The organism is Pseudomonas sp. LBUM1653, from assembly GCF_059716115.1.
Map to the genome: position 1 here is coordinate 5470745 of NZ_CP166803.1, position 17414 is coordinate 5488158.

Below are 17414 nucleotides of genomic sequence, written 5' to 3' on the forward strand. Positions count from 1 at the left end.
GAAGCTAGTCAATCAGTCACCTGACGGAGAGAACCAGCCTTGGATTGGCCTACCCTGCTTACCCGCGAACGCCTCGGAAAGCCCCTGCACAGCCCGCAAGAACTGGGCCGCAGTCCTTTTCACAAAGATCATGACCGAATCATTTTCTCGGGGGCGTTCCGCCGTCTCGGGCGCAAGACTCAAGTTCATCCGGTCCACAGCAACGACCATATCCACACGCGTCTGACCCACTCGCTGGAAGTCAGTTGTGTTGGCCGTTCACTGGGTATGCGCGTCGGCGAAACCATCCGCAGCGCCCTGCCCGACTGGTGTGAACCCGGTGATCTGGGGATGGTGGTGCAATCGGCCTGCCTGGCCCATGACATTGGCAATCCACCCTTCGGCCATTCCGGCGAAGACGCGATACGGCACTGGTTCCAGCAAGCTGCCGGGCGGGGCTGGCTGGATGCGATGAGTGAAGCGCAACGCAATGACTTCCTCAACTTCGAAGGTAATGCCCAAGGCTTTCGGGTACTGACCCAGCTTGAATATCACCAGTTCGACGGTGGAACCCGGCTGACCTATGCCACCTTGGGCACTTACCTGAAATACCCATGGACAGCCAGGCACGCCGACTCCCTGGGGTACAAGAAACACAAGTTCGGTTGCTACCAGAGCGAACTGCCGCTGCTGGAGCAGATCGCGCAAAAACTTGGCCTGCCGCAGATTGAGGAGCAGCGCTGGGCACGCCATCCGCTGGTGTACCTGATGGAGGCCGCCGATGACATCTGCTATGCGTTGATCGACCTCGAAGACGGCCTGGAAATGGAGTTGCTGGAGTACGCCGAAGTCGAGTCCCTGCTACTGGATCTGGTGGGCGACGATTTACCGCAAACCTATCGCCTGCTCGGCCCGCAGGATTCGCGTCGGCGCAAACTGGCGATCCTGCGGGGCAAGGCCATCGAACACCTGACCAACGCAGCGGCCCGCGCCTTTGTCGAGCAACAGGACGCGCTATTGGCCGGCTCCCTGGCTGGCGACCTGGTGGAGCACATGCACGGCCCGGCCAAACGCTGCGTCCTCAACGCAAAAGACATGGCACGACAGAAGATCTTCCAGGACAAACGCAAGACCCTGCACGAGATCGGTGCCTATACCACCCTGGAAATTCTGCTCAACGCTTTCTGCGGTGCCGCACTGGAGCAACACAACGGTCGAACGCCGTCCTTCAAGAGCCGGCGGGTTCTTGACCTACTGGGCAACAATGCGCCAGATCCGAACGGCCCTCTACACAACTCGTTCCTGCGCATGATCGACTTCATCGCCGGCATGACCGACAGCTACGCCAGCCACATGGCCCTCGAGATGACGGGGCGTTCCAGCCACTGACGACAAACGGTCGATCAGCCATTACCCCCTCGGTAATGGCCGATCAATCCTGAAAATCCAAAAACATTCAACGAATACCGAATTCCCCTACAGCACCTGTCGAGTGCACTGATCGAAAGTTACGGCCTTGTCGGGAAACAATCACGCCTATCGGTTCCGATAGAAGAAGCGTGAATAATATGATCAACGACAATCTGCGCATCATGCTGGTGGAAGACCATCCGTTTCAGCTCAGGGCCACTCAGTGTCTGCTTGAGAGTTATGGCTTCACCCATTTGACCACCAGCGACTGTGCCGGAGGCGCCTTGCAACACATGTTCGGGGCAGAGAAGCCCTTCGATATCCTGTTATGCGATCAATGCCTGCCCGAAGTTTCCGGCATTGACCTGATAAAAATCGCCAGTCATCAGGGAATGATCAAGCAGGCAATACTTTTAAGTAGTCTGACAGCCACTGAATTGGGCGAACTTGAAAGCCTGGCAATCCTCAACGGACTGCCATTACTTGGCTACTTGATAAAACCTTTGAAACAATGCGAGCTGAGACAATTATTGAAATTGATTCCCTGACCCTATAACCAGGCGCTCATAAAAATGTTGCGATCCACAAATTACCGCGCTGCCTCCCCACAACTAAACAGCAACACTATGTGTGAAAACCGCCCCAAAAAACCGTTTGACACGTAAGTCAATTCCTTTTCGCTTGTAGGAACATTCCTATATTGCCACGACGGCCCCGTCAGTTCATACGTCGTCTCAACTATCTGAGCTAAGGTGCGCGCTTTATCTGAGCTCGCATGGGATTTGATTATGAACTCCGTTTTTATCGTCGACGATCACCCTGTCATCCGGCTTGCCGTTCGTATGTTGCTTGAACACGAGGGATTCAAAGTAGTCGGTGAAACCGATAATGGTGTCGATGCCATGCAGATGGTTCGTGAGTGCATGCCCGATCTGGTCATTCTCGATATCAGCATTCCCAAACTGGATGGCCTGGAAGTGCTGACCCGTTTCAACGCAATGCACACGCCCCCGAGAACTTTGGTATTGACTGCACAATGCCCGACGCTGTTCGGTATACGCTGCATGCAATCCGGCGCCTCGGGATATGTTTGCAAACAGGAAGAGTTGAGCGAACTGGTGAGTGCTATTAAAGCGGTACTATCAGGTTATAACTATTTCCCCAGTGAAGCCTTGAACCCTGCTCGTGGTGACGAAGCGCGGTGCGCCGAACTGGAACTGTTCAAGTTAGTCAATGACCGGGAGCTCATGGTAATGCAACTTTTTGCACAAGGTCGAAATAACAAGGAAATCGCCAAAGGCATGTTCTTGAGCAACAAAACGGTCAGCACCTACAAAAAACGCCTCATGCAAAAACTCAAGGCCAAATCACTGGTTGAACTCATCGAGATGGCAAAACGTAACGCGTTAGTGTGAGACACAGGATGCCCAGCCGCTTGAAGGACTATCTGCTGATCATGACCGCAGGCTTGTGCCTGTGCACCTCTTTGCAGGCCGCACAGGCCCCTGAACAATTCACCTTGCTCAGTCGTTCAGCGCCCCTGCACCTTGAAGTCCAGCTGGATCAACCACAACGACATTGGGTAGAAGGTAAACATGAACTGATCCTGGGTACTTCAGCGCCAGATTATCCCCCCTTCGACCTGACCAGCAGCGGTCATGACTACGAAGGTTTTACTGCGGATTACGCGGGAATTCTTGGCAAGGTCCTCGGCCTGCCCATCAAGGTTCAGCGCTTCACCTCCCGGGGAGCTGCGATCGAAGCGCTCGAAAACGGCGAAGTAGACCTGCTGGGCACCGCCAACGGATTCGAGGCGAGCAATGACGACATTGCGCTTTCCAGGCCCTATGCGGTCGATCAACCGGTCCTGGTGACACGTGAAGGCGAAACCCGGCCGCTCAATGATGGCCTTGCCGGGTTGCGCCTGAGCATGCTGTATCACTACTTGCCGCTTGAGGAGGTAAAGGCCCTGTATCCGAAGGCAATCATCACGTCCTACCCCTCTTACCAGAACGCGATCAATGCCGTTGCCTTTGACCAGGCCGATGTTTTTCTCGGTGACACCGTTTCAACCCATTACATGATCAACAAGGGCTATCTGAACAACATTCGCATGGCGAGTTTCGGCAAGCATGAAGCCCATGGCTTCAGCTTTGCCGTGCACAAGACCAATCCACAACTGCTCGACATCATCAACACGACGCTCGCGGCGATCCCCGCCAGCGAACGGGAAAACATCGCCAAACGTTGGAGCGCCGGGAGCGATATCCTGCTCACCGATCAAAAACTGGAGCTCAGTTACAGTGAGGAGCGCTGGCTGGCGCAACATCCGGTGGTCCGGGTGGTCGTCAATGAGGCCTATGCGCCGCTGACGTTTTTCGACAGTGCCGGCAACTTTCGCGGGATTGCCGCGGATCTGCTTGAGTTGATCAGATTGCGTACCGGCCTGCGCTTCGACATTCAGCGCAGCCGCAGTGACAGCGACATGATCGAGCGAATCAAGACCGACCAGGCCGACCTGATCGCCGCGCTGCTCCCTAGCGCGCGACGGGATACCTTGCTGAACTTTACCCGCCCCTACCTGCAGAACTCCTACGTCCTGTTGACACGCAAGGCGCACGACAGTCCGACAAACCTTGCACAGCTTCAGGGCAAGAGCCTGGCCATTGCCCGTGGCAACCCCCTGATCGACTATCTGCGCAGCGAGTTTCCGCAGATCCGGGTGATCAAGACCCGGGACACCTTCAGCGCCGTAGAAATGCTTGCCGAAGGCCGGGTGGAAGGCGCGGTGAACTCGCTGGTGATCGCCAACTACTTCATCGCATCGCAACTGTTCGAAACCGATCTGCAAATCAGCACCACCATCGGCACCCGGCAGGCGGCGTTCTCCCTGGCAACCGGGCGCGAGGCCAAGGAACTCAATGACATCCTCAACAAGGCACTGTTGAGCATCGCGCCGCAGGAGCTGGGCGTCATCAACAATCGTTGGCGCGGCTATTCGGCCTCCTCGCAAAGCACCTGGCGCAATTATCAACGGGTGTTCTACCAGATCGTCATCGGTGCAGGATTGCTGTTGTTGATCTCCGTGACCTGGAACGCCTACATGCGGCGCCAGATCAATCAACGCAAGGCGGCCGAGCGAGCGCTGAACGATCAACTGGAGTTCATGGGCTCATTGGTCAATGGCACGCCTCACCCGATTTATGTGCGTGACCGGCAAGGCCTGCTGCAAAGTTGCAATGACAGTTACCTGCAAACCTTCAACACAAATCGCGAAGACGTGATCGGTAAAAGCGTGACTCAGGGCACGCTGGGCAACGCCTTCGAAGCTCGGGAGTACCAGGCCGACTACCAGCGTGTCGTGGCCGAGGGCACGCCCATGATCCTTGACCGTGCGCTGCACATTGGCAGCCGCCGTTTGACGATCTATCACTGGATTCTTCCCTACCGCGACTCAAGCGGTGAGGTGCAAGGCATCATTGGTGGCTGGATAGACATCAGTGAACGAAGGCAATTGTTCGATGACCTGCGTTGCGCCAAGGAACGTGCCGACGAAGCCAACCGGGCCAAGAGCACGTTCCTGGCAACCATGAGCCATGAAATCCGCACCCCGATGAATGCTGTCATCGGCATGCTCGAACTGACACTCAAGCGCATCGAACACCACCATCCGGATCGTCCCGCCATTGATGTGGCGTACCACTCGGCTAAGGACCTGCTGGAACTGATCGGGGACATCCTCGATATTGCCCGCATCGAGTCCGGGCACCTGAGCCTGAACCCGGAACGGGTCAATCCAGAGGAAATCGTGGCGTCGGTGGCGCGAATCTTCGATGGTCTGGCCCGACAGAAGGGGCTCAAACTGCAACTTGAACTCAACCCGGCCAATCCGACGGTTGACGTGTTGCTCGATCCCCTGCGCTTCAAGCAGGTGCTGTCGAACCTGATCAGCAATGCCATCAAGTTTACCGAGCAGGGCCAGGTCAGGATCATTGTGGCCCTGCACCTGACCGGCGAGGCTGACCGGGTGCAAATGCTGCTATTGGTCGAAGACAGTGGCCCGGGAATCAGCCATGAGGATCAGCAACGCCTGTTCGAACCTTTCGCCCAGGCCGGTAATGCCGGGCAATCGGCCAGGGGCGGTGCCGGGCTTGGCCTGGTGATCAGCCGCAGCCTGTGCGACATGATGAACGGCAGCCTGCAGTTAAGCAGCCAGCCGGGCGTCGGCACCCGGGTGAGGATTTCGTTGCTGTTACCCACACTGCCTCGCGAATCCAGGGAGCAAACAGCTGAGCCCCCTATCCACTGCGCTACGCTTCCTTTGAATGTGCTGGTGGTCGACGACCACGCGGCCAATCGCTTGCTGATGTGCCAGCAGCTGGAATTTCTCGGCCATCGATTCAGTGTTGCAGCAGATGGCCAGGCTGGCTTGGACGCGTGGAAATCCGACGCTTTCGACCTGGTGATCGCCGATTGCAACATGCCGGTCATGAACGGATACGAACTGGCCCAAGCCATTCGTCGCCATGAACAGCACACGCAACAGCCGCGCTGCACCCTCCTGGGCTTTACCGCCAACGCTCAGCCGGAAGAGATTCAACGTTGCAAACAGGCCGGGATGGACGATTGCCTGTTCAAGCCTCTGTCCCTGGTCGCCTTGAGTCAATGGGTCAAAGGAATCCAGCCCAAGGTCGTCGCCCCGGCCTTCAGCCTGCAAGGCTTGCATTTGTTGACGGGGGGCAACCCGGCGTTGAACCTGCGCCTGCTGACCGAACTGTTGAACAGCAACCGCCTGGATCGACAGGGCCTGCAGACGCTGTCAGGCACACCGGACCTGCAGGCATTTCTCGACATCGCCCATAGAATCAAGGGTGCTGCCCGAATCGTACAGGCCACTCGGTTGATCGACAGCTGCGAGGCGCTCGAGGCCACCTGCCATGCCCACCTGTCCCCCGAGAAAGTGAGCGAATGTTGCGATGCGGTGGAGCGCGCACTGCTCGAACTGGAGCAGGCATTACTGCAACAAATCGGGCAAAACGACAACAGCACAATGAGCGAGGCTTAACTATGCTTGGTCGCGGAGCAGTGTGTTAACCATCACGGAGTGACCTGCATGCCCAGCCCACTGCGTCCGGATCAACGGCGATTTCCCCTGCACGTTCATATCAGCGTGATGTTCACTTGCCTGCTGTTGCTGACCGGGATCGTGCTGGGCATTTTCAACTACCGGCAAACCACTCAGATCATTCTGTCGAGCAGTGAAAAGCTGTTCAGCCGAATTGAGCAGGATGTGCGCCTGGACCTGCACGCCACCTATGAGCCGATTCGACATCTGCTGAGCCTGTTGAGGCACAACCCCGCAGCTCTGGCCCCCGATCTGCAACAGCGCCTGGCGCTGCTCCAACCCTTCAGTCAGTCGCTCAAAGACAACCCCGATCTGGCCTCGCTGTACGTGGGGTACGACACCGGTGACTTTTTCATGGTTCGCCCGCTGCGCACGCCAGAGCTGAAAGCGCTGCTCAAGGCCCCGGATACCGCGGCCTATCAGGTCTGGAGTATCGAGCGAAACAGCAGCGGCCGGGTGCATTCGCAATCCTTGTTTTTCGATCAGGACCTGACGCTCGTCAGCCGTCAGGACAACCTCGATGAAACCTATGATCCGCGTGGCCGCGCCTGGTTTACCAGCGCCAGCCAGGACCTTGACCAGATCACCACCGAGCCCTACGTTTTTTTCTCGACTCACAACGTCGGTACCACCCTGGCGCGGCGCAGCGGCGAGCATGCCGTGATCGCTGCCGACCTGACCCTGGCCGAGCTCTCGGCCACCCTGGCCAAACATGTGGTGACGCCCGCTACCGAGATCGTGCTGTTCGATGCCCAAGGCAATGCCATCGCTTATCCCGACAGCCGTCGCCTGATCGTTGACGATCAAACCGCCCGCCTGAGCAAGGCCGTCGACCTAAGTCCCGCCCTGGGAGCGCTGCTCGAGAAACCTGCGCAGGGCAATCGCCTGACCGCCATGGATCGCCAATGGATTGTTGCCCGCAGCAGCATCCAGGAAGGCGCCCCCCAAGGACTGCAACTGGCGATGTTGGTACCCGAAGATGAATTGCTCGCCGACGCCTACCGCATGCGCTGGCAAGGCGCGCTGATTACCCTGGCGACCCTGCTGTTGTGCGTGCCACTGGGGTGGCTGACGTCCAGGGTCCTGGTCAAGCCCCTGCGCGCCCTGGTGCAGGAGGCGGACGCCATTCGCAGTTTCGATTTCAACTTTCCCGCCGCACGCCGCTCTCCGGTGCTCGAGGTCGACCAACTGAGCGTGTCGATGGCGCGCATGAAAGACACCCTGGCGAGCTTCTTCCAGATCACTGACAGCCTGAGCGCCGAGACCCGGTTTGCCCCATTGCTGGAGCGGGTGCTGTTTGAAACGGTAAGGATTGGCCAGGCCCAGGCCGGCCTGATCTACCTGCGCGAAGGAGATGGCGATCTGATGGAACCCCAGGGCCTGGTGATCAACGACACGGCACAAGCCCTGTCTTCATTCGACCTTTGCACCCACGGGTTTCGGGACGCGCACAGCCCCGCCTGGCTGCAGCAGCTATCGACGGCCGACAACGTCGTCACCCACCTGGGCTTCGAACAGGCAGGGGATTTACAGCAAGTCCTGCTGGCAATGGCCTGTCCCCGCGTTCACCTGATCGGCATCCGCTTGCACAATCGTCACAACGAAACCGTCGGCCTGCTGGTGTTTCTGCTGGCCGACAGCGGTAACCAGAGCGACCTGGACAAACTGCGTCCCGACCGCATCGCGTTCTTGCAGGCGGTGTCCGGTGCTGCCGCTGTGAGTATCGAAAGCCAGCGCCTGCAAGGCCGGCAAAAACAGCTGCTGGACGCCTTCATCAAACTGCTGGCCGGCGCGATAGATGCCAAGAGTCCCTACACCGGTGGCCATTGCCAACGCGTACCAGCCCTGACGCTGATGCTCGCCCAGGCCGCGGCAGCCAGCCAGGAGCCGGCCTTCCGCGGCTATCAACCCACGGACGATGAATGGGAAGCGCTGCACATCGCCGCTTGGCTGCATGACTGCGGCAAGGTGACAACCCCGGAGTATGTGGTCGACAAAGCCACCAAACTCGAAACCCTGAACGACCGCATCCACGAAATACGCACCCGCTTCGAAGTGCTCAAGCGCGATGCCTGGATCAGCTATTGGCAAGCCATTGCCCAAAGTGGCGACGAGCAACACCTGGCGCAACAGCGCGATGTGACCCTGGCGGGGCTCGATGATGATTTCGCCTTCATCGCCCGCTGCAACCTCGGCGGCGAGGCCATGGCCGAAGCCGACCTGCAACGCCTGCGCAGTATCGCTCAACGCACCTGGACGCGAACCCTGGATGACCGGCTGGGTGTTTCCTGGGAAGAGAACCAGCGCCAGGCACGGACACCGGTACCGACACTGCCCGTCTGCGAAGCGTTGCTGGCGGACCGGCCCGAGCATCTGTTCGAGCGCGCCGAAGCCGAATTGATTGCCAAGGACAATCCCTGGGGCTTCAAGCTTGATGTCCCGCGTTACAAGTACAACCGCGGCGAGCTCTACAACTTGAGCATTGCCCGAGGCACCTTGACCTTTGAGGAGCGCTACATCATCAACCACCACATGGTGCAGACGATTCTGATGCTCAGCCACCTGCCCTTCCCCGAGCACTTGGGCAACGTCGCGGAGATTGCCGGCGGCCACCACGAGAAAATGGACGGCACCGGTTATCCGAAACGCTTGAAGCGTGAGCAGATGAGCCTGCCGGCGCGGATGATGGCGATTGCCGATATCTTCGAAGCGCTGACCGCCGCCGACCGCCCCTACAAGAAAGCCAAGACCCTGAGTGAAGCGCTGAGCATCATGGCCACCATGTGCCGGGATGCCCACATCGACCCGCAGTTGTTCGAGCTGTTCATCAACGCACAGATTTATCTGCAGTACGCCCGGCGCTTCCTCGACCCACGGCAGGTCGATGCTGTGGACGCACCAAGCCTGCTGATCAAGGCAGGCTTGAAAGTGTGATCAGCAGTCGGTCAGGCGCAGGAAAATAGCCGCCAGTTGCTCGATACCCGCTTGATCCTGCGCGGTGAAACGCGCCAGTTGCGGGCTGTCGAGGTCGAGCACGCCGATCAGGCGACCGTCCTTGACCAAGGGCACGACCAGTTCGCTGTTCGACGCACTGTCGCAGGCGATATGCCCGGCAAATGCGTGCACGTCTTCGACCCGCTGGGTCTGCAAGGTCGCCGCCGCCGTCCCGCACACACCCCGACCGAACGGAATCCGGACGCAGGCGATTTGACCTTGAAAGGGGCCCAGCACCAGCTCTTCATTACGATTGAGGTAGAACCCGGCCCAGTTCAAGCCCTCGAGCTGATTGAACAGGAACGCAGAAAACTGAGCGGCGTTGGCAATGAAATCGCGCTCGTCCGCCAGCAAGGACTCCAGCTGCGCGTGCAGCATGCCGTAGCCCTCGAGGCCCTGGCCGCTCTTTTGTAAATCGATCATGCCTTGTGCTCCAACAGTTTTAGCCCCACCCAATAGCGGGCGAATTGATACGCGCAGCGTCCGTTGCGATTGCCACGCCCCGTGGCCCAACGCACCGCGAGGATGTCCAGCTCTTCCGTGCGTTGCCACGGCAGGCCGGCCTTGTCGGTCAATTGACCGATCCAGTGTTCGACCACGTCGAGGAAGTGTTCCTGGGTGAACGGATAGAACGACAGCCACAAACCGAAGCGGTCCGACAGGGCGATCTTGTCTTCCACTGCCTCGCTGGGATGCAATTCGCCATCGACCCGTTTCCAGTTTTCGTTATCGCTTTCCTTTTCCGGCACCAGGTGGCGACGGTTGGAGGTGGCGTACAGCAACACGTTGTCCGGTGCCTGTTCGAGCGAACCGTCGAGAACGCTTTTGAGCACGCGATAATCGCCCTCGCCCGACTCGAACGACAGGTCATCGCAGAACAGCACGAAACGCTGCGGCAGCTTGGCGATCTGCTCGACCACCCGCGGCAAGTCCGCCAGGTGATCACGCTCGATTTCGATCAGGCGCAAACCAGCGTTGGCATGCTCGGCCAGCAAGGCGCGCACCAGCGACGATTTGCCGGTGCCGCGCGCCCCCCAGAGCAGGGCGTGGTTAGCTGGCATGCCATCGAGGAACTGGCGGGTATTTCGCCCCAGTTGCTCCACTTGGCGGTCGACGCCGATCAGGTCGCTCAGGCGCATGTCCAGGCTGACCTGCAGCGGCAGCAGAAAACCGCTGCGCCCCTCGCGCTGCCAGCGCGCAGCCAGGCAATGTGTCCAGTCGATGGCTTGCCGAGGGGTAGGCAGCAGCGGTTCGATACGGGCCAGAACGGCATCGGCACGTTCAAGAAAAGCATTTAATCGGGAATCCACGTCTTCTCCTCGGGCACGTTCACAGTAATGATGGCGATACAGCGACGAAACACAGCGTTCGATGAACGGTCAACCGCCCTGTAGCAGGGCTCACGGGATCACCCTGCATGATCGACTATGCTTGAGCAGCGAAGGAAAACGGAAGTGATTCAACACCCCATGGATATCAAGTTCACCAACCGTCTGTCTTACAAACAAGCGCGGCTCACCGTGCTGGTTGGTTTCGTTCTGGGTATGCTGCTCAGCGTGCTGCAAATAGGCATCGATTATGCCAGTGAAGACGCCTCCATCAACCGCGAAATACTGTCTTTGCTCGAAATCAGTCACAACCCCGCCTCGCGCATCGCCTACAACATCGACGCCGAACTCGCCCAGGAACTGACCCTGGGCCTGCTGCGCTCGCCCGCGATCATCGGTGCGAAACTGACGGACAACAACGGTAATATCCTGGCCAACGTCAAGCGTCCTGGCCTGCAAAGCGGCTATCGGGTATTGAGTGACCTTCTGTTCGGGGCCAAACGGCAGTTCGAAGACCGCCTGTACCTGGACCATTTGCCCGCCGAAGCCTTGGGTACATTGCAACTGGACGTCGACACTTACTCATTCGGCTACCGGTTCCTGCGGCGGGCCGAGGTGACCCTGCTCAATGGTTTCGCCCGCAGCCTGCTCCTGAGCGGTATCCTCCTGGCGCTGTTCTACGTAATGCTGACCAAGCCATTGGTGCGGGTCATCCGCGAACTCAGTAGCCGCGATCCGCGCAGCGCGGAGCCGACATCGCTGGAATGTCCGGCGGGACATGCCAAAGATGAAATTGGCGTGCTGGTGAAAGTCGCCAATCAGCAATTCGAAAACATCGCCACCGAAATCCAGCAGCGACGCAACGCCGAAAACCGCCTGACCGACTATCTTGGCCAGCTGGAGAACATCGTTTCGGCGCGCACAACCGAACTCAAGGCCATCAATGCCCGGCTCAGTCAATCCAACCAGGAACTGGAAGTAGCCCGCAGTACCGCCCTGGACATGGCCGAAGCGCGCTCAGTGTTCCTGGCCAACATGAGCCACGAAATTCGCACGCCCCTCAATGGCCTGCTGGGCATGATCGCGCTGTCGCTGGACGGCCCGCTGAGCGCCGAACAACAGCAACAGCTGGCCATCGCCCATGACTCGGGCAAAGTGCTGGTGGAGTTGCTCAACGATATTCTCGACCTGTCGAAATTCGATGCCGGCCAGCTCGAGCTCGAGCACATCCCGTTTGACTTGGGCTCGTTGATCGAAGACACCGCCAACTTGCTGTCGCAGAACGCCGCGCCGAGTGTCGAACTGACCTGCCTGATCGATCCGGACTTTCCTGCGCTGGTGCTCGGCGATCCGACACGGGTCCGGCAGATCGTCAGCAACCTGCTATCAAATGCGCTCAAGTTCACCCGTTTCGGCCGGGTCGATGTGCGTCTGTCGACCTACCAGGACGGCGTCAGCATCGAAGTCTGCGACACCGGCATCGGCATCCCTCGGGATGCCCAGGTCAAGATCTTCCAGCCCTTCACCCAGGCCGGTGCCGGGATCACCCGACAATTTGGCGGTACCGGGTTGGGCCTGGCCCTGACCTACAACCTGTGCGAAGCCATGCAAGGCCGGCTCACCATCAGTTCCGAACCCGGTTTCGGCAGCCAGTTCTGCGCGCAACTGCCACTGCCCAGTCACACCAGGGCACTGGCCCCGGCTCCCCTGCAGGGCAAGGTCATTGCAATTACCGCCGCCAGCAGCGGCTTGGCGGAACTGCTGAGCAGTGTGTTGCCCGGTTGGGGGCTTGATTGTCAGCAGCGTTCGATCGATGACCCGTTGCTCGGCCTGAACCCCGATGTACTGATCACCGATTGCCCCGAGTGCCTGTTCAACCTGCGCCCCACCATCTGTGCGCCGATTCTGCTGGTGACCGCTTACGGCAGTTTCTTGCCCAGCGAACAAGCCAACGCCCTCGCCCCCCTGCAGCAGCAGGCACGTCCCCTGGCACGCAATGCGCTGCATCAGACTTTGCGGCGCATCCTGCTGGCGCAAACCGACACCCCCAACGATACCCGGGTCGACGCTCGCGTCCCGCAGCGACGTGCGCGGGTGCTGCTGGTCGAGGACAACCCGGTCAACCAACTGGTGGCCAAGGGCATGCTGGGTAAACTTGGTTGCGACGTGGTCGTCGCCGCGCACGGAGCCGAGGCGCTTGATCAATTGGAGAACCGCGACTTCGATCTGGTGCTGATGGATTGCAATATGCCGGTCATGGACGGCTATGAAGCCAGTCGGCAAATCCGTCGCAGCGGTCGCTGGCCGCAACTGCCCATCGTCGCCCTGACCGCCAACGCCATGTCCGAAGAACGCGAACGCTGCCGTGCGGCGGGCATGAGCGACTACCTGGCCAAACCTTTCCGTCGGGAAGAGCTGGCCGCCCTGCTGGACATGTGGATACCCGCTACGACAGCGCCTTGATTTGCCCCAGCAAGTGATCAAGGCCGTCGCGCAGGTCATTCAGGCGATCCAGGTCCACGCCACTGTCGCACAACAGGCGAGCCTTGAGCGGCCCGACCTGGTCACGCAGCGCGGTGCCCTTGGGCGACAGGCTCAAGTGTACTTCCCGCTCATCCCGCGCCGAGCGCTGGCGTTGAACCAGTTGCAGTTGCTCAAGACGTTTGAGCAACGGCGTCAGTGTGCCGGAGTCCAGAGCCAGACGCTCACCCAGCGCCTTGACCGTCGGTTGCTCCGGGGCTGATTCCTGCCATTCCCACAGCACCAGCATCGCCAGGTACTGCGGGTAAGTCAGGCCCAACTGATCGAGCATCGGCTTGTAGGCGCGAATGACCGCCCGAGACGCGGCATACAGTTTGAAGCAAAGCTGGCTGTCGAGGTTCAGGGAATCGACGGACAAGGTGTTCATTTAAGCAGGGCTTCGATCTCGCGGCTCAGGTCCTGCGGCTTGGTCGCCGGGGCGAAGCGCTTGACCAACTTGCCGTCCTTGCCAATCAGGAATTTGGTGAAGTTCCACTTGATGCCCTGGGAACCGAGTACACCCGGTGCGCGCTTTTTCAACTGCACGAACAATGGATGGGCGCCGTCGCCATTGACTTCGATTTTCTTGAACAGCGGGAAACTTACACCGTAGTTCAGCTCGCAGAACTCGCTGATCGCCCCTTCGTTACCCGGCTCCTGCTTGCCGAACTGGTTGCAGGGAAAGCCGAGCACGACCAGGCCCTGGTCCTTGTAGGTCTGCCACAGTTCTTCAAGACCTTTGTATTGCGGGGTGAAGCCGCATTTGCTGGCCGTGTTGACCACCAGTACGGCTTTGCCGGCGTAATCCGCCAGGGTCTTTTGTTCGCCCTTGATGGTGGTGCAAGGGATGCTTAGGAGGTTGTCGCTCATGATTGGGGCACTCGAGGAGGGGGTGATGTGATAAACATAGCGAGCAATTGAATTGCGTGCAATTTAATTAATCAATCATCCCCACTTACCTGACGCAAACCTGAACCTGTAGGAGCCGGCTTGCTGGCGATCGGCGCGCCGCGGTGTGTCAAATCCACCGCCATCGCCAGCAAGTCGGCTCCTACAGGGGCTAATGCGTACTGCTCCCGATCAGGCCGGCCGGTAGGCCGCCCCGCTTTTGCTTTGGCTTTGGCTTTGGATTTTCTTACCCCCTCACGCCCTGAGCCTGTCCGGCAACCTGTGATTACCTCCATCGGCACCTATACCAACGTTGATCCATGCCGCGTCAAAGCCTGTGGGAGATTGTTGTCTGAGTACATATCCATTGCCGCGGTAACGACCACTTAGGGTTTCGCCCTTACGGCGACTCACTTTTCCAAACGCCGGAATGCCGGCCCAGCGAAAAGTAAGCAAAAGGCTTTTGCCCCACCACTCGGTGCCTCGCTAGGGCTCGGCATGCCGTAACGAAGGCATTGCTCCGTGGGTCGCCGCGATGGGCCATCCCTGGCCCAGCGCGGCTAAACCGGCGTCCTGCCGGTTTACCCACTACGCAATGCCTGCGTTCGGCCATCGTGGTTTAACGGGGCGCCCAAATCTAAAGCCAAAGCGAGGCGGCCTGACAGCCGACCTGACTTTTACGGCTGTACCTGGATCCCCTGTGGGAGCGAGCCTGCTCGCGATGGACTTCAACGATAACGCGTGCTGTCTGGATGAACGCGTTGTCTGGAGGTTTTTCGCGAGCAGGCTCGCTCCCACAATTGTATCGCGGACAGACCTGCAATCAGGTCGGCTGCCAGGCCGCCTCGCGCGGGCTTTTGATTTGGCTTTTGATTTTCTTGCCCCCTCGAGAGGCCGAGTGGAGGTTCTGCGCAGTGGGTAAACCGGCATGGATGCCGGTTTAGCCGCGCTGGGCCAAGGATGGCCCATCGCGGCGGGCCCACGGAGCAGGACCGGAGCGAGGGCATGCCGAGCCACAGCGAGGCACCGAACGCCAGGGGCAAGAGCCCTTGGTTACTTGGGGCTCTTCCAAGTGACTCGCTGTAAGAGCGAAACCCTAAGTGGCCGTTACCGCAGCAATGGATATGTACTCAGTCAACAAAATCCAGGTCAGCTGTCAGGCCGCCTTCGCTGCGATGCGGCGACCCGACAAGCCAATTACAAGGCTCGCATTATGAGCGTGGCACTAGGTCCAGGCACACGGAGTTGATGCAGTAACGCAACCCAGTCGGCGGCGGACCATCAGGAAACACATGGCCCAGGTGCGCGTCACATTTGGCGCAGACCACCTCGGTGCGGATCATGCCGTGGCTGACATCACGAATCTCGGTCATGGCGCTATCGCCGATCGGCGCATAAAAGCTTGGCCAGCCGCAGCCGGAATCGAACTTGGTCGTGGAGTCGAACAAAGGCTCATTGCAGCAGATGCAGTGGTAGATACCGTCGGTCTTGGTGTCGTTGTACTTGCCGGAAAACGGGCGCTCGGTGCCCTTGAGGCGGCAAACGTTGTACTGCTCCGGATCGAGCATGGCCTTCCATTCTTCCAGGGTTTTTTCCAACTTTTCCATCATCACACCTCAGCAGCTGAAAAAGCCCGATCTGTACCTTTTCCACGGATCGGGCGGCACGTATGATTGCGCCTCGTCAAACGCCAGTCTGGCAGCCAGACCACGCGCATTCAAACGGATTTATGGGTGCTGCCTCTCAAGGCGTCAGGCCTGTGTGATTACGCAGGATTCCCAGCACGGTTGTCCACACGCCGCCTGGATCGTTCATTTTCGGGAACACATCGCCATGCAGGTCAGCAAATCGAACAAGCTCGCCAACGTCTGCTACGACATTCGCGGCCCAGTGCTCAAGCACGCCAAACGCCTGGAAGAGGAAGGCCATCGCATCCTCAAGCTGAACATCGGCAACCCGGCGCCCTTTGGTTTCGAAGCGCCGGACGAAATTCTCCAGGATGTGATCCGCAACCTGCCGACCGCCCAGGGTTACAGCGACTCCAAGGGCCTGTTCAGTGCGCGCAAGGCCGTCATGCAGTACTACCAGCAAAAGCAGGTGGAAGGTGTCGGCATCGAAGACATCTACCTGGGCAACGGCGTTTCCGAGCTGATCGTGATGTCGATGCAGGCCCTGCTCAACAACGGCGACGAAGTACTGGTGCCGGCTCCCGACTACCCGTTGTGGACCGCCGCGGTGAGCCTGTCGGGCGGTAACCCGGTGCATTACCTGTGCGACGAGCAGGCCAACTGGTGGCCGGACCTGGCCGACATCAAGGCCAAGATCACCCCGAACACCAAGGCACTGGTGATCATCAACCCGAACAACCCGACCGGTGCGGTGTATTCGAAAGAAGTCCTGCTGGGCATGCTGGAACTGGCCCGCCAGCACAACCTGGTGGTTTTTTCCGACGAAATCTACGACAAAATCCTGTACGACGATGCCGTGCACATCTGCACCGCGTCCCTGGCACCGGACCTGCTGTGCCTGACCTTCAACGGCCTGTCCAAGTCCTATCGAGTGGCCGGTTTCCGTTCCGGCTGGATCGCCATTTCCGGACCGAAACACCACGCCCAGAGCTACATCGAAGGCATCGACATGCTCGCCAACATGCGCCTGTGCGCCAACGTGCCGAGCCAGCACGCGATCCAGACCGCGCTGGGTGGCTATCAGAGCATCAATGATCTGGTGTTGCCGCAAGGGCGCCTGCTGGAACAGCGTAACCGCACCTGGGAACTGCTCAACGACATTCCTGGCGTGAGCTGTGTCAAACCGATGGGCGCGCTGTATGCGTTCCCGCGGATCGACCCGAAGGTCTGCCCGATCCACAACGACGAAAAGTTCGTCCTCGACCTGTTGCTCTCGGAGAAGCTGCTGGTGGTGCAAGGCACGGCCTTCAACTGGCCATGGCCCGACCACTTCCGCGTCGTGACCCTGCCGCGCGTCGATGACCTGGACATGGCCATTGGACGCATTGGCAATTTCCTCAAATCCTATCGCCAGTAAGCGGCCTGTCACCGTGCGATGCCAGAAACATCGCACGGTGATTCATTCTGCAACACATGCTTGCGCCCTACCCCTGACCTCTGCCTCGATGCCTGTGCAATGACACATTGCCTGGTCACGTCGAG

Annotated in this window: 12 protein-coding genes; 7 read left to right on the plus strand and 5 right to left on the minus strand. The window is 59.2% G+C overall.

The genetic code is table 11. From position 1 onward, the window contains the following. Window positions 1-39 precede the first annotated feature (39 nt). The 5 genes from ACA054_RS24595 (at window position 40) to ACA054_RS24615 (ending at window position 9448) form a co-directional block, all read left to right on the plus strand. Window positions 40-1368 carry a deoxyguanosinetriphosphate triphosphohydrolase gene (locus tag ACA054_RS24595; RefSeq protein ID WP_497686579.1) on the plus strand — a complete coding sequence of 443 codons (1329 nt, stop codon included), beginning with the start codon at window positions 40-42 and terminating at the stop codon, window positions 1366-1368. 179 nt (window positions 1369-1547) lie between these two features. After that, window positions 1548-1937: a response regulator gene (locus tag ACA054_RS24600; RefSeq protein ID WP_497686580.1), complete on the plus strand. Its 390-nt coding sequence runs from the start codon at window positions 1548-1550 to the stop codon at window positions 1935-1937. A 240-nt stretch (window positions 1938-2177) separates the two neighbouring features. Continuing rightward, window positions 2178-2804, plus strand: coding sequence for a response regulator (locus ACA054_RS24605; RefSeq protein WP_497686581.1), 627 nt, complete (start codon window positions 2178-2180; stop codon window positions 2802-2804). A gap of 8 nt (window positions 2805-2812) precedes the next feature. Further along, entirely contained in the window at window positions 2813-6454 is a 3642-nt protein-coding gene (locus tag ACA054_RS24610) for a transporter substrate-binding domain-containing protein (RefSeq protein WP_497686582.1), read from the plus strand. 48 nt (window positions 6455-6502) lie between these two features. Next, window positions 6503-9448 (plus strand): HD domain-containing phosphohydrolase, encoded by a 2946-nt coding sequence (locus ACA054_RS24615; protein ID WP_497686583.1) that lies wholly within the window; start codon window positions 6503-6505, stop codon window positions 9446-9448. Here the strand turns inward: ACA054_RS24615 and ACA054_RS24620 are convergent, their stop codons facing one another. After that, window positions 9449-9931: a GAF domain-containing protein gene (locus ACA054_RS24620; protein ID WP_497686584.1), complete on the minus strand. Its 483-nt coding sequence runs from the start codon at window positions 9929-9931 to the stop codon at window positions 9449-9451. It abuts the gene before it with no gap. Further along, window positions 9928-10818, minus strand: coding sequence for an ATP-binding protein (locus tag ACA054_RS24625; RefSeq protein ID WP_497686585.1), 891 nt, complete (start codon window positions 10816-10818; stop codon window positions 9928-9930). Before ACA054_RS24625 ends, ACA054_RS24620 begins: the two co-directional genes overlap by 4 nt. Window positions 10819-10935: 117 nt before the next feature. Here ACA054_RS24625 and ACA054_RS24630 point away from each other — a divergent pair, with 117 nt between their 5' ends. Continuing rightward, window positions 10936-13299, plus strand: coding sequence for a hybrid sensor histidine kinase/response regulator (locus ACA054_RS24630; protein ID WP_497686586.1), 2364 nt, complete (start codon window positions 10936-10938; stop codon window positions 13297-13299). On the opposite strand, the gene ACA054_RS24635 is transcribed toward ACA054_RS24630, so the two are convergent. The 3 genes from ACA054_RS24635 to msrB form a co-directional block, all read right to left on the minus strand. After that, window positions 13283-13744, minus strand: a complete 462-nt coding sequence (locus ACA054_RS24635) for a MarR family winged helix-turn-helix transcriptional regulator (protein ID WP_497686587.1) — start codon at window positions 13742-13744, stop codon at window positions 13283-13285. The two genes, ACA054_RS24630 and ACA054_RS24635, sit on opposite strands and share 17 nt — an antisense overlap. Continuing rightward, entirely contained in the window at window positions 13741-14226 is a 486-nt protein-coding gene (locus ACA054_RS24640) for a glutathione peroxidase (protein WP_497686588.1), read from the minus strand. Before ACA054_RS24640 ends, ACA054_RS24635 begins: the two co-directional genes overlap by 4 nt. A gap of 1229 nt (window positions 14227-15455) precedes the next feature. Then, entirely contained in the window at window positions 15456-15851 is a 396-nt protein-coding gene (gene msrB, locus ACA054_RS24645; RefSeq protein WP_497686589.1) for a peptide-methionine (R)-S-oxide reductase MsrB, read from the minus strand. Window positions 15852-16077: 226 nt separating this feature from the next. On the opposite strand from msrB, the gene ACA054_RS24650 reads away from it, so the two are divergent. After that, window positions 16078-17289 (plus strand): pyridoxal phosphate-dependent aminotransferase, encoded by a 1212-nt coding sequence (locus ACA054_RS24650; RefSeq protein ID WP_008030363.1) that lies wholly within the window; start codon window positions 16078-16080, stop codon window positions 17287-17289. The last annotated feature ends 125 nt before the right edge of the window (window positions 17290-17414 follow it).